The sequence below is a fragment of the Citrobacter sp. C1 genome (genome assembly GCF_014596895.2).
Taxonomy (GTDB): Bacteria; Pseudomonadota; Gammaproteobacteria; order Enterobacterales; family Enterobacteriaceae; genus Citrobacter; species Citrobacter gillenii.
Genome location: NZ_CP115035.1, coordinates 574,907 through 593,332, shown reverse-complemented (window position 1 = coordinate 593,332; position 18,426 = coordinate 574,907). Strand labels below are relative to the sequence as shown.

General features: G+C 53.1%; 20 protein-coding genes. 14 read left to right on the top strand and 6 right to left on the bottom strand.

Annotated elements, in window-relative coordinates; all coding sequences use genetic code 11:
- Positions 1-207 precede the first annotated feature (207 nt).
- Positions 208-1,452, top strand: coding sequence for a serine/threonine transporter SstT (sstT, locus tag IB214_RS02950; RefSeq protein ID WP_117342712.1), 1,245 nt, complete (start codon positions 208-210; stop codon positions 1,450-1,452).
- 16 nt (positions 1,453-1,468) lie between these two features.
- On the opposite strand, the gene IB214_RS02945 is transcribed toward sstT, so the two are convergent.
- The 3 genes from IB214_RS02945 to uxaC form a co-directional block, all read right to left on the bottom strand.
- The gene (locus tag IB214_RS02945) at positions 1,469-2,023 is read right to left on the bottom strand and encodes a YgjV family protein (protein ID WP_115257430.1); all 555 of its coding nucleotides are present in this window, start codon (positions 2,021-2,023) and stop codon (positions 1,469-1,471) included.
- A 220-nt stretch (positions 2,024-2,243) separates the two neighbouring features.
- Positions 2,244-3,731, bottom strand: a complete 1,488-nt coding sequence (locus IB214_RS02940) for an altronate dehydratase family protein (RefSeq protein WP_096755583.1) — start codon at positions 3,729-3,731, stop codon at positions 2,244-2,246.
- 13 nt (positions 3,732-3,744) lie between these two features.
- Positions 3,745-5,157 (bottom strand): glucuronate isomerase, encoded by a 1,413-nt coding sequence (uxaC, locus tag IB214_RS02935; RefSeq protein WP_096755582.1) that lies wholly within the window; start codon positions 5,155-5,157, stop codon positions 3,745-3,747.
- Positions 5,158-5,630: 473 nt separating this feature from the next.
- Here uxaC and IB214_RS02930 point away from each other — a divergent pair, with 473 nt between their 5' ends.
- The 11 genes from IB214_RS02930 (at position 5,631) to IB214_RS02880 (ending at position 13,690) form a co-directional block, all read left to right on the top strand.
- Positions 5,631-6,932: an MFS transporter gene (locus tag IB214_RS02930; RefSeq protein WP_096759328.1), complete on the top strand. Its 1,302-nt coding sequence runs from the start codon at positions 5,631-5,633 to the stop codon at positions 6,930-6,932.
- Between the two features lie 132 nt (positions 6,933-7,064).
- Positions 7,065-7,841 carry a transcriptional regulator ExuR gene (exuR, locus tag IB214_RS02925; protein WP_096755581.1) on the top strand — a complete coding sequence of 259 codons (777 nt, stop codon included), beginning with the start codon at positions 7,065-7,067 and terminating at the stop codon, positions 7,839-7,841.
- Between the two features lie 350 nt (positions 7,842-8,191).
- On the top strand, positions 8,192-8,854 hold the full coding sequence (gene yqjA / locus IB214_RS02920) for a DedA family general envelope maintenance protein YqjA (protein ID WP_045447871.1): 663 nt from the start codon (positions 8,192-8,194) through the stop codon (positions 8,852-8,854).
- Between the two features lie 3 nt (positions 8,855-8,857).
- A complete protein-coding gene (gene mzrA, locus IB214_RS02915; protein ID WP_096755580.1) occupies positions 8,858-9,241 on the top strand; it encodes an EnvZ/OmpR regulon moderator MzrA in 384 nt (127 codons plus the stop codon).
- Between the two features lie 147 nt (positions 9,242-9,388).
- Entirely contained in the window at positions 9,389-9,757 is a 369-nt protein-coding gene (locus tag IB214_RS02910) for a DUF1090 domain-containing protein (protein WP_096759327.1), read from the top strand.
- A 33-nt stretch (positions 9,758-9,790) separates the two neighbouring features.
- The gene (locus tag IB214_RS02905; RefSeq protein WP_096755579.1) at positions 9,791-10,096 is read left to right on the top strand and encodes a YqjD family protein; all 306 of its coding nucleotides are present in this window, start codon (positions 9,791-9,793) and stop codon (positions 10,094-10,096) included.
- Between the two features lie 2 nt (positions 10,097-10,098).
- The gene (locus tag IB214_RS02900; RefSeq protein WP_096755578.1) at positions 10,099-10,494 is read left to right on the top strand and encodes a phage holin family protein; all 396 of its coding nucleotides are present in this window, start codon (positions 10,099-10,101) and stop codon (positions 10,492-10,494) included.
- Positions 10,494-10,793, top strand: a complete 300-nt coding sequence (locus IB214_RS02895; protein WP_096755577.1) for a YqjK-like family protein — start codon at positions 10,494-10,496, stop codon at positions 10,791-10,793. Before IB214_RS02900 ends, IB214_RS02895 begins: the two co-directional genes overlap by 1 nt.
- Positions 10,794-11,010: 217 nt before the next feature.
- Entirely contained in the window at positions 11,011-11,403 is a 393-nt protein-coding gene (locus IB214_RS02890) for a DoxX family protein (RefSeq protein ID WP_135324236.1), read from the top strand.
- A gap of 71 nt (positions 11,404-11,474) precedes the next feature.
- Entirely contained in the window at positions 11,475-12,461 is a 987-nt protein-coding gene (gene yqjG / locus IB214_RS02885) for a glutathionyl-hydroquinone reductase YqjG (RefSeq protein ID WP_117342713.1), read from the top strand.
- A gap of 863 nt (positions 12,462-13,324) precedes the next feature.
- Positions 13,325-13,690, top strand: a complete 366-nt coding sequence (locus IB214_RS02880) for a DUF805 domain-containing protein (protein ID WP_115257427.1) — start codon at positions 13,325-13,327, stop codon at positions 13,688-13,690.
- 106 nt (positions 13,691-13,796) lie between these two features.
- Here IB214_RS02880 and yhaJ read toward each other — a convergent pair whose 3' ends face one another.
- A complete protein-coding gene (gene yhaJ, locus IB214_RS02875) occupies positions 13,797-14,693 on the bottom strand; it encodes a DNA-binding transcriptional regulator YhaJ (RefSeq protein WP_096755573.1) in 897 nt (298 codons plus the stop codon).
- A 104-nt stretch (positions 14,694-14,797) separates the two neighbouring features.
- Between yhaJ and IB214_RS02870 the strand changes: the two genes are divergently transcribed.
- Together IB214_RS02870 and IB214_RS02865 are read left to right on the top strand one after the other, a co-directional pair.
- Positions 14,798-15,499: a pirin family protein gene (locus tag IB214_RS02870; protein WP_115257425.1), complete on the top strand. Its 702-nt coding sequence runs from the start codon at positions 14,798-14,800 to the stop codon at positions 15,497-15,499.
- A 25-nt stretch (positions 15,500-15,524) separates the two neighbouring features.
- Positions 15,525-15,686: a hypothetical protein gene (locus IB214_RS02865; protein ID WP_096755571.1), complete on the top strand. Its 162-nt coding sequence runs from the start codon at positions 15,525-15,527 to the stop codon at positions 15,684-15,686.
- 54 nt (positions 15,687-15,740) lie between these two features.
- On the opposite strand, the gene IB214_RS02860 is transcribed toward IB214_RS02865, so the two are convergent.
- Both IB214_RS02860 and IB214_RS02855 read right to left on the bottom strand, forming a co-directional pair.
- Positions 15,741-17,051 (bottom strand): serine dehydratase subunit alpha family protein, encoded by a 1,311-nt coding sequence (locus tag IB214_RS02860; protein WP_117342714.1) that lies wholly within the window; start codon positions 17,049-17,051, stop codon positions 15,741-15,743.
- Between the two features lie 24 nt (positions 17,052-17,075).
- On the bottom strand, positions 17,076-18,407 hold the full coding sequence (locus tag IB214_RS02855; protein ID WP_096755569.1) for an amino acid permease: 1,332 nt from the start codon (positions 18,405-18,407) through the stop codon (positions 17,076-17,078).
- Positions 18,408-18,426: the final 19 nt, after the last annotated feature.

Below are 18,426 nucleotides of genomic sequence, written 5' to 3'. Positions count from 1 at the left end.
TGTGTGCGTCGGGCTTTTCGTTTAACATGTCATCACAATGTTAATTTAAAGTTATAAAATATGATCTCAGCGTAAAATCCAGGATATTTCGCTTCCCGAAGCGTGTTCTTTCCTTATACTCAGCCATGCAAACATTTGCCTCACTCTGAAAGATGCGTCTATAGAACGCACAAGGGTCAGGCGACAACACAATAAAAGGATTACGAAATGACTACGCAACGTTCGTCGGGGCTGATCTCGCGTTTGGCGCAAGGGAGCCTTGTTAAGCAAATTTTGATAGGTTTAGTACTGGGGATTGCGCTGGCACTGATCTCAAAACCGGCTGCAGAAGCCGCTGGTTTGCTGGGCACCCTGTTCGTCGGCGCATTAAAAGCCGTCGCTCCCATCCTGGTTCTGATGCTGGTAATGGCCTCTATTGCGAACCATCAGCATGGGCAAAAAACCAATATCCGTCCGATTCTGTTCCTCTACCTGCTCGGTACCTTCTCCGCGGCATTAGCGGCAGTGGTGTTCAGCTTTGCCTTCCCCTCGACGCTGCATCTTGCCAGCAGCGCTAACGATATTGTGCCACCATCGGGCATTGTCGAAGTGATGCGTGGGCTGTTGATGAGTATGGTGTCGAACCCGATTGATGCCCTGCTTAACGCGAACTATATCGGCATTCTGGTATGGGCCGTCGGCCTGGGTTTTGCCCTGCGCCACGGGAATGAAACGACCAAGAATCTGGTCAACGATATGTCCAACGCCGTCACCTTTATGGTGAAACTGGTGATTCGTTTCGCCCCTATCGGTATTTTCGGCCTGGTTTCCTCCACGCTTGCTACCACGGGTTTTGCTACATTGTGGGGCTATGCGCAGCTGTTGGCAGTGCTGGTAGGTTGTATGCTGCTGGTGGCGTTCGTGGTCAACCCGCTGCTGGTGTTCTGGAAAATTCGTCGCAACCCGTATCCGCTGGTGCTGGCTTGCCTGCGTGAAAGCGGCGTGTATGCCTTCTTTACCCGCAGCTCTGCCGCCAACATTCCGGTGAATATGGCGCTGTGTGAGAAGCTGAATCTGGACCGCGATACCTACTCGGTTTCTATCCCACTGGGTGCAACCATCAACATGGCTGGCGCGGCGATCACCATTACCGTGCTGACGCTGGCAGCGGTGAATACACTGGGGATCACGGTTGATTTACCGACTGCGCTGCTGTTGAGCGTCGTGGCATCGCTTTGTGCCTGTGGCGCATCTGGCGTGGCGGGTGGCTCTCTGCTGCTGATCCCACTGGCGTGTAATATGTTCGGTATCCCGAATGATATCGCCATGCAGGTAGTTGCCGTCGGCTTTATTATCGGCGTGTTGCAGGACTCCTGTGAAACCGCACTGAACTCCTCAACCGACGTATTGTTTACCGCTGCAGCCTGCCAGGCTGAAGACGAACGTCTGGCAAACAACGCCCTGCGCGGCTAATCACTTTTCCCCTCCGTCATGGTGCGGAGGGGTTTTCTTTCTGTACGCTTTTTTCAATTTTGAAGGGATCTATCCCCCGTTTTTGCATGCGTCTGAAACGAATAATATTCAGGCCGTTCATCACCAGAAAACTGCCTTCAATCATCGTGCCGCCAATCGATCCCAACCAGAAATTATGCACCACCCAGCAGGCAGTCGCGCACCACATCACACAGCGGACGGTTAATCCTTTACAGCGAAACAGCGCCCAAGTGCTGGCCAGCGTGCCAATAATGGGGAGTAACTCCATCGCATGCTGTAGTTTCGCCAACCCAAGAACCAGCGTGAGAACGATAAAAACGGTCATCACCCACAGTTTGCGGGTGCGCATCGAGACCAGGGTTCGGATGGTGTTTAGCTCCGCACTCATCCCCGCGGGCCAGGCCCCCATCAAAAAGAAGTGTACCCCGATAGTGGCGCTATAGACGGCAAGCTGCAGCCGGAAGCGGCGCTCATCGCGGTTGAAAAAGGTGGTAATCCCGATCAGAAAGGCGATGACACCTACGCCCTGGGCCAGCCAATACGCGGTCATGAAAAATCCTTGTGAGGAAATGCAAAAACAAACGGCGCCTCATATTATGAAACGCCGTTTTTAAAATCTACTCTATTTCGATTACCCAATAGATTTCGTGCGACAGCAAGGCGGCAAGCATGTAGGCCGGATAAGGCGTTTACGCCGCCATCCGGCAACGGTTTATGCCTGATGGCGCTACGCTTATCAGGCCTACTGATCGCGTAGGCCTGTACAATTATTACAACGTTACGCCACTTTTGAAAATAGCCAGCTCACGGAAGTCATTACGTTCGTTACAGGTCGGCTTACCATTAGCAAACTCGACGATGGTATCGACAAACTCATTCAGCAGTTGAGGCATGGCTTTACCGTGGATCAGCTGTCCCGCATCAAAATCGATCCAGTGCTTTTTCTTCGCCGCCAGCTCGCTGTTCGTGGCAATTTTCACCGTCGGTACAAAGCCGCCGTAAGGCGTGCCGCGACCGGTACTGAATAGCACCATATGGCAGCCAGCACCCGCCAGCGCGCTGGTGGCAACGGCGTCGTTCCCCGGCGCGCTTAACAGATTCAGACCGTGCGTTTTTAGCCGTTCGCCGTAACGCAATACATCGACAACCTGGCTGGAACCCGCTTTCTGCGTGCAGCCCAGTGATTTATCTTCCAGCGTGGTGATGCCCCCCGCCTTGTTACCCGGTGACGGGTTCTCATAAATCGGCTGGTCGTGGGCAATGAAGTACTGCTTGAAGTCATTGACCATCGTCACCAGCTTGCCAAACGTCTCTTCGTCACGGCAATGGCTCATCAGCAGTTGCTCAGCGCCAAACATTTCCGGAACTTCGGTCAGCACGGTGGTGCCACCGTTGGCAATCACATAGTCGGAGAAACGTCCCAGCATCGGGTTAGCCGTGATGCCGGACAGGCCGTCAGACCCGCCGCATTCCAGACCAAACTTCAGCTCGCCCAGTTTACCTGGCTCACGCTTATCGTGGCGCATCACGTTGTACAACTGATGGAGATGTTCGATTCCCGCCTCCACTTCGTCTTCCTGATGTTGGCAGACCATGAAGTGCACGCGTTCAGGATCGAACTCGCCCAACGTTTCGCGGAAGGCATCCACCTGGTTGTTTTCACAACCAAGCCCCACCACCAGCACCGCCCCCGCGTTCGGGTGACGCACCATGTTTTGCAGCATGGTGCGGGTGTTGATGTGATCGTCACCCAGCTGCGAGCAGCCGTAGGTGTGGCTGAAAAGATGAACGCCATCGATGCCTTCAGCATCGTTGGTCTCTTTCAGGAAGCGGGTCTGCATCTGTCGCGCCATGGCATTGACGCAGCCGACCGTCGGCAGGATCCACAGTTCGTTACGCACCCCGACATCACCGTTGGCACGACGGTAGATCTGCACATCGCGATCTGCCGGTTGTACCTCAGGTTCCTGAAAGTCGGGTTGATAGCTATATTCATCCAGATCGCTCAGATTGGTGCGCGTATTGTGAGCATGGATATGTTCACCCGCCGCAATATCCGCCAGAGCATGGCCAATCGGCAGGCCATATTTAATGACGTTCTCACCCTGAGCAATATCGCTCAAGGCAAATTTGTGTCCACGTACAACGTCCTGTCGTAGCGTTACGGTATGGCTATCTACACTAACCTGCGTGCCTTGCGCCAGATCGGCCAGCGCAACCGCAACGTTATCCAGCGTATGGATCTTGATGTATTGCATATCAACCCGGACCTTAGTTCAGTTCAATGGCAAAATAATCGCGCGCATTGTTGAAGCAGATATTTCTCACCATTTCACCCAGCAGCTGGATATCTGCCGGGGCTTCACCCGCGGCAACCCAGCGGCCAATCATCTGGCACAGAATGCGGCGGAAATATTCATGGCGCGTATATGACAGGAAGCTACGGCTGTCGGTTAGCATGCCGACAAAACGGCTCAGCAGACCGAGCTGCGCCAACTGCGTCATTTGGCGTTCCATTCCGTCTTTCTGATCGTTGAACCACCAGCCGGACCCGAACTGCATTTTTCCCGGCATACCTTCGCCCTGGAAGTTGCCGATCATGGTGCCCAGCACTTCGTTGTCGCGCGGGTTCAGGCAGTACAGGATGGTTTTTGGCAGCAGGTTTTCTTCGTTCTGCTTGCTCAGCAGTTTGGAGAGTTCTTCCGCAACCGGACGATCGTTGATCGAGTCAAAGCCCACGTCCGGCCCCAACAGTTTGAACTGACGCAGGTTGTTATTACGCAGTGCGCCAATATGGTACTGCTGGACCCAACCACGACGGGCATATTCCGCACCAAGGAACACCAGCACGGCCGTTTTAAACTGCGCCACTTCATGCTCGCTCAGCGTTTCACCGGCCAGACGACGCGTCAGGATGTTGTCGAGTTCAGATTCATTAGATTCAGCAAACAGCACTACATCCAGCGCATGGTCAGACACTTTACAGCCGTGTGCAGCGAAGTGATCCAGGCGTTTGGTCAGCGCGGTTTGCAGATCGGTGAAGCGACGGATATCGGTGTCGGACACCTCACCCAGCTTCGTCATGTAGTCGTTAAAGGTCGCCTGCTCAATATTAAAGGCTTTGTCCGGACGCCAGCTCGGCAGCACTTTGACGGCAAAGGTGCTGTCCTTGGCGACCGAGGCGTGATGTTCCAGTGAATCAATCGGATCGTCAGTGGTACCGACCATTTTCACGTTCATCTGCTGCATGATGCCGCGCGCGGAAAATTGTTCCTGCGCCAGCAGTTCATTGCACTGATTCCAGATTTCATCCGCCGTCGCAGGCGACAGCAGCTTACCTGTAATACCAAACGGGCGACGCAATTCAAGATGCGTCCAGTGGTAAAGCGGGTTGCCAATAGTGTGCGGAACCGTCGCGGCCCAGGCGTCAAACTTCTCACGATCGGACGCATCGCCGGTACACAGGCGCTCAGCAACACCGTTAGTACGCATAGCGCGCCATTTGTAGTGATCGCCTTTCAGCCAGATGTCATACAGGTTGTTAAAACGGTAGTTATCCGCGATTTGCTGCGGCGGCAGATGGCAGTGGTAATCGAAGATTGGCTGATCTTTGGCGTAATCATGATACAGACGGCGGGCAAATTCGGTATCCAGCAGAAAATCTTCAGTCATAAACGGGGTCATTATCGTCTTCCTCTCAGCGAGTGCGTCAGATTGCTTATGTTTTGATGCTGACAAAGTTATCACACCAATTTCCACAGACTGAAGATATTTTCGTGAGTTAGATCAATAAATGGCGACAAAAAAATTACGCTCAAAGAGGTAAATCTTACGCCAACCCGCGCCAGTTCTGGCTTTGCTGAATCGAAATAATGACCACACGAAGATTCACACTTTTGTGATGGCACTCACCTTTTAAAGCTGTATGACAAGTTATCTTTTTGCCGTCGCAATACATAAGCCGACGGAATGCAAATTACCGATGGTCCACCATCGGATTGACCGGTACGGAAACCGAATTAGCACGATTCTTGAAATGGCAAAGTTCGGGGAGTACCGGTTTTTTTCGGTCACCCCTTTCGTAAAAAGAACATCCTCCGCCCTACACAGGAAGATGACCGCTCGTTCGCGGAAATAACAAAACGATGAGGTTTTACATGCGTAAAATTAAAGGGTTACGTTGGTATATGATCGCACTGGTGACGCTTGGCACCGTGCTGGGTTACCTGACGCGTAACACTGTGGCGGCAGCTGCGCCAACGCTGATGGAAGAGTTACACATCTCCACTCAACAGTATTCCTATATCATCGCAGCGTACTCTGCTGCTTACACCGTTATGCAACCCGTTGCTGGCTACGTTCTGGACGTGCTGGGAACAAAAATAGGTTACGCGATGTTCGCCGTTCTGTGGGCCGTCTTCTGTGGCGCGACTGCACTGGCTGGAAGCTGGGGTGGACTGGCGCTGGCGCGAGGCGCGGTCGGTGCGGCTGAAGCGGCGATGATCCCAGCGGGTCTGAAAGCCAGCTCGGAGTGGTTCCCGGCCAAAGAGCGCTCCATTGCCGTCGGTTACTTTAACGTCGGTTCCTCTATTGGCGCGATGATTGCGCCGCCGCTGGTAGTCTGGGCCATCGTGATGCACAGCTGGCAGATGGCGTTCATTATCTCTGGTGTCCTGAGCTTCATCTGGGCCATGTGCTGGCTTGTGTTTTACAAACACCCACGCGATCAGAAAAAACTGTCCGACGAAGAACGTGATTACATTCTCAACGGCCAGGAATCACAGCATAAAAACGGCACGGCGAAGAAAATGTCCGTCGCGCAGATCCTGCGTAACCGCCAGTTCTGGGGCATTGCACTGCCGCGTTTCCTGGCTGAGCCGGCCTGGGGTACCTTTAACGCCTGGATCCCGCTGTTCATGTTTAAAGTTTACGGCTTTAACCTGAAAGAAATTGCCATGTTCGCCTGGATGCCCATGCTGTTTGCTGACCTCGGCTGTATCGTTGGTGGGTATCTGCCGCCGCTGTTCCAGCGCTGGTTCGGCGTCAACCTGATTGTGTCACGTAAAATGGTCGTCACCATGGGCGCATTCCTGATGATTGGCCCGGGCATGATTGGTCTGTTTACCAGCCCGTATATTGCCATCGCGCTGCTGTGCGTCGGGGGCTTTGCTCACCAGGCCCTGTCCGGTGCGCTGATCACCCTCTCTTCTGACGTCTTTGGTCGTAATGAAGTGGCTACAGCGAACGGTCTGACCGGGATGTCTGCCTGGCTGGCAAGCACCCTGTTTGCGCTGGTCGTGGGCGCCCTGGCTGACACCATCGGCTTTAGCCCACTGTTTGCGGTACTGGCAGTATTCGACCTGCTCGGTGCGTTAGTCATCTGGACGGTGCTGCAAAACAAACCGGCCAGCGAGGTCGACTCGGGACCGCAAACCGGCGATCCCGCACCACAAAGTTGACCTGACTCAATCACCAACGAAATACGTTCAAAGCCGCCAGCGTTCTGGCGGCTTTTTTATCGTCACAAGTGGAGCCAAATTCGCAAAAGTGGTATAACAAATAGAGTCTGCCGTATCATGCCTGGAGCGCATATGGAAATCACCGAACCACGACGTTTGTATCAACAACTTGCTGCCGATCTGAAGGCGCGCATTGAGCAGGGTGTTTACCTGGTGGGTGAAAAACTTCCCGCCGAGCGCTTTATCGCCGATGAAAAGAACGTCAGCCGTACCGTGGTCCGTGAAGCCATTATCATGCTCGAGGTTGAGGGCTACGTTGAGGTGCGTAAAGGATCTGGGATCCACGTCATCTCTAACCAGCCAAAACACTACGTCGCGCCAGATGCCAATCTTGAGTTTGCCAGCTACGGTCCATTTGAACTGCTGCAGGCACGCCAGCTTATAGAGAGCAATATTGCCGAGTTTGCCGCCACCCAGGTGACTAAACAGGACATCATGAAACTGATGGAAATCCAGGAGAAGTCGCGCAACGAAAAAAGCTTCCGTGACTCCGAGTGGGATCTCCAGTTCCATGTGCAAGTGGCGCTGGCAACGCAAAATACCGCACTGGCGGCGATTGTTGAAAAAATGTGGACTCAGCGTGTTCACAACCCGTACTGGAAGAAATTGCACGATCACATCGACCTGCGCACGGTAGATAACTGGTGCGATGACCATGACCAGATCCTACGGGCATTAATCCGTAAAGATCCCCATGCTGCCAAACTGGCGATGTGGCAGCACCTTGAGAACACCAAACAGATGCTGTTTAACGAAACCAGCGATGATTTTGAGTTCAACGCCGACCGTTATCTTTTTACCGATAATCCGGTGGTTCATCTGGATACGGCCGCTAACGGGGCAAAATAAGCGTTCTCATATTCACAGGCGCGCCAGGGCGCCTGTTTCTGACGCTCGGTAAGCATTAGGTATAAAGTGTCAGCCTGTGTAAATCCTCTCGCCACCCTCCTTTGCGATAAGCAAAATCACGGTTCAGCGACCGTAATTTCTATAACGGACTACGTTGACCTTTGTTACAATTACATGCGTTTTGAATTTTTGTGTATCAGTGCTTGCTTACTTTGCAACTTAACAGGGAACAGTTCAGGCCGTGAATTTGTGTCAGACCGCGATACATGCAAAAAAAGATCAATAATATTGCGGCGTTACAAACTCCAGAAAACCGGCATGACGACAACCGATTTCTCCAGGAATACTGAATGGAACTACTGACTCAATTACTGAATGCCTTGTGGGCTCAGGATTTTGAAACTCTGGCCAATCCGTCGATGATTGGCATGCTGTATTTTGTCCTGTTTACCATTTTGTTTCTGGAAAACGGGCTGCTTCCTGCGGCCTTTTTACCTGGTGACAGCTTACTGGTGCTGGTCGGCGTGCTTATTGCTAAAGGCGCAATGGGCTTTCCACAAACGGTGCTGCTCCTCACCACCGCAGCCAGCCTCGGCTGTTGGGTCAGCTACATCCAGGGACGATGGCTGGGGAATACCCGCATCGTGCAAAACTGGCTTTCTCATCTTCCCGCGCATTATCATCAGCGCGCGCACCATCTGTTCCATAAACATGGCTTGTCTGCGTTGCTGGTCGGGCGATTCATTGCCTTCGTCAGAACGCTGCTGCCGACCATTGCAGGACTCTCCGGCCTGAACAATGCGCGCTTTCAGTTCTTCAACTGGATGAGCGGACTGCTGTGGGTCTTGATCCTGACGTCACTCGGTTATCTGCTGGGCAAAACGCCGGTGTTCCTCAAGTACGAAGATCAGTTAATGTCGTGCCTGATGCTGCTTCCCGTTGTTTTACTGGTGTTTGGCCTCGCCGGTTCACTGGTTGTTTTATGGAAAAAGAAATACGGGAACCGGGGATAAATTATGCTGCTACCACGCATAACGCTCCGACGATTGGCCTGGACAACCACCTTTATCCTGTTTTTAGGCGCGCTTATCCTGACCTGGTCTGCCATTCGTCAGCAGGAGTCGACGCTAGCCATTCGCGCCGTTAATCAGGGCGCCAGCATGCCAGACGGTTTTTCTATCTGGCATCATCTGGATGCCAACGGCATTCGCTTTAAAAGCATTACCCCGCAAAATGATGCGCTGCTGATCACCTTTGATTCCAGCGCGCAAAGCGCAGCCGCGAAGGTCGTTCTCGACAGAACGTTACCGCACGGCTTCGTCATCGCCCAACAGGATGATGATAATCAGGCGGTGCAGTGGTTATCACGTTTGCGTGATAACCCACACCGTTTTGGTTAACTTCCAGGAATCTGAATTATTTCACCCACTTTGGTGATTTCGCCGTTTAGTGCCTATGATTAATAAGCTGGGTTTATGGCCCACGCTTTTTTATCTGGAGCAACGACCCTCGTGTTACCGGGTCGAATCACAATGGAAGGTTCAAGTATGAAATACCGCATCGCTTTGGCTGTTACCCTTTTCGCTCTCAGTGCCAGCAGCTACGCCAACACCCTCTGTCAGGAAAAAGAACACGATATTCAGCGGGAGATTAGCTATGCCGAAAAGCACAACAATCAGAGTCGTATCAACGGCCTGAACAAGGCCCTGAGCGAAGTCCGGGCCAATTGTTCTGACAGCAAGCTACGTGCCGAGCATCAGAAAAAAATTGCAGAACAGAAAGATGAGATCGCCGAGCGTAAACGTGATCTCGCCGAGGCGAAACAAAAAGGCGATACAGATAAAATCACCAAACGCGAGCGCAAGCTTGCCGAAGCTCAGACTGAACTGAAAGAACTCGAGTCACGCGATTACTAAGTACGGTAACGACCCACTCACCTGGAGAAAACTATGTCAAAAGATAATGCTACGGAACACCTGCGCGCTGAGCTGAAATCCCTTGCGGATACGCTTGAAGAGGTACTGAGCTCCTCTGGCGATAAGTCGAAAGAAGAGTTGAGTAAAATTCGCAGTAAAGCAGAACGCGCGCTGAAAGAGAGCCGCAATCGCCTGGGTGAAACCAGCGATGTGATTGCTAAGCAAACTCGCGAAGCCGCGGCAAAAGCCGACAACTACGTACGCGAAAATCCATGGACAGGCGTCGGTATTGGCGCTGCGGTCGGCGTGGTGCTTGGCGTACTGCTGTCGCGCCGCTAACAATGGCGGACTCCGATCACGCACAAGGTCCAGGCAAAAACGTACTGGGTATCGGACAACGGATCATCACGATCCTCGTCGAGATAGTTGAGACCCGGTTACGTCTGGCCGTTGTTGAACTGGAAGAGGAAAAAGCCAACCTCTTTCAGCTACTGCTGATGCTGGGGCTAACTATGCTGTTCGCAGCATTTGGCCTGATGAGCCTGATGGTGCTTATCATCTGGGCCATTGACCCTCAGTACCGTCTCAACGCGATGATAGCCACCACCGTTGTGCTGTTGCTTCTGGCGCTCATTGGCGGGATATGGACGCTACGTAAAGCCCGTAAGTCAACGCTGTTACGTCATACCCGCCATGAACTTGCTAACGACAGGCAGGCCCTGGAGGATGATGCATAATGAGCAGTAAAGTCGAACGCGAAAAACGTAAGGCGCTGCTGCTTAGTCAGATCCAGCAGCAACGGCTGGATCTGACCGCCACCCGCCGCGACTGGCTGGAGGTCACTGCTGCATACGATCGCGGCTGGAACACGCTGTTGAACCTGCGCTCGTGGATACTGGTTGGCAGCAGCATCATAGCCGTTCGTACTATTCGCCACCCAAATATGCTCGTACGCTGGGCCAAACGCGGCTTTAGCGTCTGGAGCGCCTGGCGACTGGTCAAAGCGACCATCAGACAGCAGCAACTGCGCGGTTAATCTCTTCTGTTCTCCCCACGTAGGCCTGATAGCAAGGCCTACTTCATTCTATCCCCCCCTTCACTCAAAATTTTTGAAAAATACTGACAGTTTTCCTTGCTAACAATTGTCATTCGTCACGTTTATGATTCTCTCCATCGACAGCAACAACGCCCTATACAGCGTTAATGCAACAAAAAACAAAATCAGCCGCCTGAGTGGTTTCCTGGAGAGTACGATGAAAAAATTAGAAGATGTTGGTGTACTGGTAGCACGCATTCTGATGCCAATCCTGTTTATTTCTGCAGGCTGGGGAAAAATCAGCGGATATGCGGGTACCCAACAATATATGGAAGCCATGGGCGTTCCGGGGTTCATGTTACCGCTGGTTATTCTGCTTGAGTTCGGCGGCGGCCTGGCCATTCTGTTCGGCTTCCTGACCCGTACTACCGCGCTGTTTACCGCAGGCTTCACGGTGCTGACCGCGTTCATCTTCCACAGCAACTTTGCGGAAGGGATGAACTCGCTGATGTTCATGAAAAACTTAACCATCGCAGGCGGTTTCCTGCTGCTGGCTATCACCGGTCCAGGCGCATTCAGCATTGACCGCGTACTGAATAAAAAGTGGTAAGCAAGCTATACTAAACGCATCAAAAAGCGAGGAGACATCTCCTCGCTTTTGCTATCTGAGGAGGCAAAACCATGGGACAACTTATTGACGGCGTCTGGCATGACACCTGGTATGACACAAAATCTACCGGGGGAAAATTTCAACGTTCTGCATCGGCTTTCCGTAACTGGCTCACCGCGGATGGCGAACCTGGCCCGACCGGCACAGGCGGTTTTGCCGCCGAAAAAGACCGCTACCACCTGTACGTTTCCCTCGCCTGTCCGTGGGCGCATCGCACGCTGATTCTACGCACGCTCAAAGGTCTGGAGCCATTTATCTCCGTTTCCGTTGTGCATCCGCTGATGCTAGAGAACGGCTGGACGTTTGATGATAATTTCCCGGCCGCCACGGGAGATACGCTCTACCAGCACGAGTTTCTCTATCAGCTCTATTTGCACGCCGACCCGCAGTACAGCGGCCGCGTCACTGTACCGGTGCTGTGGGATAAAAAGAATCACACCATCGTCAGTAATGAATCGGCGGAGATCATCCGCATGTTTAACACGGCGTTTGATGCACTGGGCGCCAAAGCCGGTGATTACTACCCGCCTGCCCTGCAAAGTAAAATTGACGAGCTGAACAGCTGGATTTATGACAACGTCAATAATGGCGTCTATAAAGCCGGTTTTGCCACCAGTCAGGAGGCATATGATGAGGCGGTTGATAAAGTGTTTCACTCACTGGCGCGACTGGAGCAGATTCTGGGTCAGCATCGCTATCTGACCGGCGACCAGTTGACCGAGGCAGATATTCGCCTGTGGACCACGCTGGTACGCTTTGATCCGGTGTATGTTACCCACTTCAAGTGCGATAAGCACCGCATCAGCGACTACCTGAATCTGTACGGTTTCCTGCGCGATATTTACCAGATGCCGGGCATTGCGGAGACCGTCAATTTTGACCATATCCGTCATCACTACTTCCGTAGCCACAAAACCATCAATCCGACCGGTATTATTTCAATCGGGCCATGGCAGGATCTCAACGAGCCACATGGACGAGACAGTCGTTTCGCATGATTTACACAGGTCCCTTTGGGGTAATGCCGATTCGTTAAGCATGTATGGCGAACATGTGATTTTTGCTCAGGGTTCCGTTCACCTCAGCTGTGTCATTTCTCTGAAACGCCGTTACCCGTGAACGTGCAAGGGAGGCTCACCGCCGCCTCCCTTGCAACCCAGGCTCCCAGCGGGAAAATCGTCGCTACGCGATTCATTCGTCTTATGCCGTCTGCCTGTCGGGTCGGGGCCGAGCCTGCATCCTTGCAGGCCGTCCCCTCTGCCCGCATCCCTGCGGGCAGACCCGGTCAGCCGTCAACGACTCATCGATTTTCAGCCGGACATGGGTCATCGCTTCAACTCTCTGACTTTCAGTTAAATCTCTTATGCTGTTCAGATATATTCAAATAAAAATACCGGTAGTCAGGCGTGGCTGGTCCGGCTGAAAATTGCCGACGTGTTTCCGTAAGGCCGGGAGAACCCGCAGGGATGCGGGTTCAGGGCGCGCTTTACAGGGACGTTACATCGCGCCCGGCCCGAAAGCCTGAAGGAAAAAGCGGAGGGAACCACGAAGTGGCAATTTTCCCGCCGGGAGCCGGGATTGTAAAGGGCGTGGCGGAGAACGCCCTTTACACGTTCACATGAACCAATACTTAAGAGAAGCGATGAACATAAGGTGAACGGAACCCTTTCTCTGAGAGCGTATATTCATTACTTCCGCCAACACAGGTTGATACTTTCTGAAACTGAGGCGTTCACTGATAAGTATTACCCATCAGGGGACCAAATAATTAATACGACAAATATTTACCACCATTTCATTCGCAGCTATTCTTAATTTGATTACTTTAAAAACAAGTGATTGAACGCAAAATGAGGCGCAAATGGATTGGTATCTAAACGTTCTTAAGAACTATTTTGGTTTTGGCGGCCGGGCTCGGCGCAAAGAGTACTGGATGTTTGTTCTGGTCAACATCATCTTTTCTTTCGTACTCAGCATCCTGGACAACATGCTTGGCTGGCAACGCGCCGGGGGAGAAGGCGTATTAACGACGATTTATGGTGTGCTGGTATTTATACCGTGGTGGGCAGTGCAGTTCCGTCGTTTGCATGACACCGACCGTTCTGCATGGTGGCTGCTGATCCTGTTGATCCCCATTATTGGCTGGTTGGTTATCATTATTTTCAACTGTCAGAACGGCACGCCGGGTAGCAACCGGTTCGGTGCAGACCCTAAACAACTGTCCTGACGTAGCACGTAGAGATGCCTGATGGCGCTGCGCTTATCAGGCCTACAACCTACTCCGTCTTGTAGGCCGGATAAGGTGCTTGCACCGCATCCGGCTTAACCCCACCTTATTTCCCCACAAACAGCTTCGGAATTTCCCGCAGACACCAGGATTTGGCCTCACCCATACTGTCCCGTCGCCAGGCCATGATGATATCAATTTCGTTGGTGGACTCCGGGCTCACCACGCGCAAACGACCTGCGGCAATATCCTCTTCCACCAGCGGATACGGCATGGTCGCCACACCCAGCCCGGCCAACAGCGCCTGGCGCTTATCTTCGATTGAACTCACCGTCAGGCGCGGCTGTTTATCCAGTAACTGGACGGTCAGCACCGGGCGCTCACGGGCGGTATCCGCCACCGCAATTCCCCGGTATTTCACTCGGGTCACTTCCGACAACGGCTCCGGCTCCTGATGGATAGGATGATCCGGCGCGGCCACGTAGACGTTCATCAGCGTGTACAGCTTGCGGGAATTAATTTCTGACGATGAACGAAAATGCATATCCGGGGCGATCACGATATCCGCCCTTCCCTGCTCCAGGCGTTCCCATGCCCCAGCCAGCACCTCAGTGATCACTGAAAGCTGGGTATTGGCCTTCACGGCAAGCCGGTCGATGAGCGGAAAGAACGCTGCCGTGGGTACCAGCGCTTCGGTGACGATCGTCAGATGCGTTTCCCAGCCGCGGGCCAGCGCTTCGGCATCGGTGGTCAGCTTATCAGCCGCCTCGAGCAGCACGCGCCCACGTTCCAGTAGCATGCGTCCAACGTTAGTAAATTTTGTGCGATGGCCTGAGCGGTCAAACAACACCACATCCAGCTCTTCTTCCAGCTTTTGCATGGTATAGCTGAGAGCGGAAGGAACGCGCCCCAGTTCGTCCGCCGCAGCGGCAAAGCTGCCACGTCTGTCGATTGCATCCATTACGCGTAACGCTTCAAGCGTTAATGCCCTTTCTTTGGCCATGTCGTTCTCATTCAGGAAATTTGAACATACCGGGCAGAATATCTGGCTAACAATACAGCGTCCAGCCATTTAACATAAAAGGAAGTAAAGAGAGGTCAAGAAAGATGATTACTACCCGAACAGCAAAACAGTGCGGACAGGCAGACTACGGCTGGCTGCAAGCTCGTTATACCTTCTCCTTTGGACACTATTTTGATCCTAAGCTGCTGGGTTATGCCTCGCTGCGTGTTCTGAACCAGGAAGTTTTGGCACCGGGGGCCTCTTTCCAGCCGCGTACCTATCCGAAGGTGGATATCGTCAACCTGATCCTTGAAGGGGAAGCGGAATATCGCGACAGCGAAGGCAACCATGTCCGGGCAAAAGCCGGTGAGGTTTTACTGCTCGCCACGCAGCCTGGGATTAGCTACAGCGAGCACAACCTTAACAAGGATAAGCCATTAACCCGCATGCAATTATGGCTGGACGCCTGCCCGCAGCGGGAAAATGCCTGTGTACAGAAAGCCACGCTGGCGACCGGCAAGCATCAACTGATCGCCTCCCCGGACGGAGAACAAGGCAGCCTGCATCTTCGCCAGCAGGTGTGGATACACCATGTCGAATTGAAGCAAGGTGAATCACTGAGTTTTCAGTTACATGGCCCACGCGCCTATTTGCAGTCGATCCACGGCACGTTCCATGCGCTAACGGCTGGAGCAGAAAAAGAAGCGCTGACCTGTGGTGACGGCGCATTTATTCGTGACGAAGCTAACATAACATTAGTTGCCGATACGCCTTTGCGCGCTTTGCTGATAGATTTGCCCGTATAGTCAGGAAAAACAAGGGAGTACGACTATGAGCAAGAAAGCGTCAAAAAAGCGTAAGCCGGCGGTCAAAGCCAAAATTCAGGACACGGTCGTCCAGACCAAAACCTTTGGCTATGAAGATATGCTGACGGAACTGGAAGCGATTGTTGCCGATGCCGAGCAAAGGCAGGAAGAAGAAGACGCCGCCTGATAAGGCGGCTCAGACTGACGCCGGGTGGCGGTTACGCCTTACCCGGCCTACAGATTAATGCGCTTTGCTGGCCATGATCTCAATGATCTGCTTGTCGGTTTCCTGCATCGAACGACATGCCAGCGCACACAGATTCGCAATAGATTGCTCGACATTATGCGCCACAATCCCTTCGTTACCGGTCACTGCCGTATCGTCCAGCGCCATGAGTACCGCCTTCCATGCCGCCGACGCGCTGGTAGACACTTTCATCGCACAGCTGTTTGACGCGCCATCGCAAATCATCCCACTCACATCGCCAATCATGCTGCTGATCGCCATAGCGATGGTGTTATAGCGCCCATCCACCAGCCATGCCATCCCCGCCGCCGCGCCCATCGCCGCCGTCGTTGCCGCACACAGAGCCGACAAGCGAGGAAGCTGATGATGGATATAGATTGCACTCAAGTGTGACAACATCAGCGCACGCGCCAGTTTTTCATCATCCGCACCAAAGTGCTCGGCCACCACCATCACCGGAACCGTGGCGGTGATCCCCTGGTTCCCGGAACCGGAGTTACTCATCGCCGGCAGCGTCGCGCCGCCCATTCTCGCATCCGACGCCGCACTGGTACGGATCAGAATAGCGGTTGAAAGATCGTTTGCCAGCAGGCCACGGGCACACTGCTTCTCCAGCGTAGCACCGATATGTAATCCCCATGTCCCGCGTAACCCTTCCTGAGACAGCGCCCCGTTTAGTTTTGCCGCCTGCAGAATAAAGCGGATGGACTCAAACGGCACCGCATTCACAAACGCCAGAATCTCTTCCAGAGAGGTGTGGGATAACACCGCCAGCGGCGAATCCAGCTCTTCATCCTGCGTCTGTTCTTCTTTACTGAACACCACACCATTATGGGTTTCGATGTGCACAATGTTGGTATGACCGCCAACAATCGTGACGCACGCCCACCCGTCACGGCTGTACACCTTAGCGCGTGAGAAGAGAATATCTTCGCAAGGTTGCTGCAGCATCACCGCCACGTTTCCGGCAGCCAGCATGGCTTTGGCGTCGGCTATGGCCTCTGCGGACGCATCCTTCAGCACTTCTAAACCCGCGTGGGCATTGCCACCCAGCGCACCCAGCGCAGCGGCGACGGGCAACCCGACCATTCCGGTGCCCGGTACGGTCACGCCCATGCCGTTTTTCATCAGGTTGGGTGAGACCCACGCATCAATGCGTTCAACCGCGCCGTTCAGCTCAGCGGATGCGACTGCCGCCGCCAAAGCCAGAGAGATAGGTTCGGTGCAGCCCAGGGCAGGTTTGACTTCTTCCTGCACCGCGCGGATAAAACAGTCCCATAATGGATTCAATGTAGTCTCAAACATAGCAACGACCTTCACTCAGATAACTCAAGAAAATGCCAGGAACGGAGAAACGCACAACAGCAGGCCTGTGATGATGATCAGGTACAGGGAAGCGCCTTTATATTTGTGCAGTGCAGGAACTTTGTAGACCAGCCAGGCCGGGATCAAACAGCCCACCATGCCGAAGATTGGGCTACAAATAGAGGTGAAGCTCAGTACCGGCGCATTGAGCACAATTGCACTCCAGGCCAGTAAAATAGCGAAGACCATGATGCCGCGCTGAACGAAGATTTCGTTGATCTTCTCAGCAGGCATGTAGCGACGCAGCACATTCATCACAATGCCTTGAGTCGCTTCACGGAAGCCTAAGTACACACCGAAGAACGCGGTCATCACGGCAAAGATGTTCAGAATAACGCTGACGATTTTCACCCAACCCGCGCCGTCGCCGCTAATAAACTGTGCGGCAATCGCCAGGGCGGAAATGTTCTGCTCGTAGGCTTTCACCGCTTCATCATGGCCCATTGCCAGGGTGAAAGAGACGGCGTAGAAGAAGACGGTGACAAACAGTATGCCAAACGCGATGTTCATGGCGCGCAGCGCTTTATGACGCGCGACCTCAATGGATTTTGCGCGAGAACGGTACGAGATAACCATCGGGCTTAAGGTTTGAATAAACAGAATCGAGGTCAGCGTAAAGGGCAGCGTAATAATCGCATTCTTAATCAGCAGCCCCATCGGCGGCAGCGAGCCAGCGTTATGCAAATGCCACATCCCGACCATCGACACGCCAAGGGCGGCAACGACCAGCAGCTTGGTCAACACCATGCCGGTGGAGATTTTAAACAGTAATTTTTCACCGCGTGACGAGATAGCCACCAGGATGCAAATCAGCACCAGGCCATAGAACGGGCTGTCGGACAGTAACCCTTCGGTCACGCCAAATGTATGCAGATACGAAGCGCTGTCGTTAGTAATGGCGGTGGAATAAACAAACATCCAGATAACCAACATCACAAAATACAACGCCCCTAACAGGATGCCCCAGTTTTTGCCTAAATAACCGCTAATGACGCTTGGGTAATCTTTGCACTCAGGAGACTCAGCCAGCGTGTTGATGAACAGACGCTGGAACAAATACATCGCGGGATAGCCGATAATCGAGGACAGCAGAAATACCCACAACCCCATCAGACCCACCTGGACGGGAAGAAAAACAATCCCCGCGCCAATCGCCATACCGATACTCATAATGACCCAACCGGTGTCCATGCTGTCGAATTTAATGGCTTCCTGCCATTCACTTTCGGTCATTCCCGCCCGGCGCGCCGGAGCGGATGCGTCGAGTATTACGCTGTTATTCGTAGCCGTTTCCATAATTTCCCGCTTAATGTGT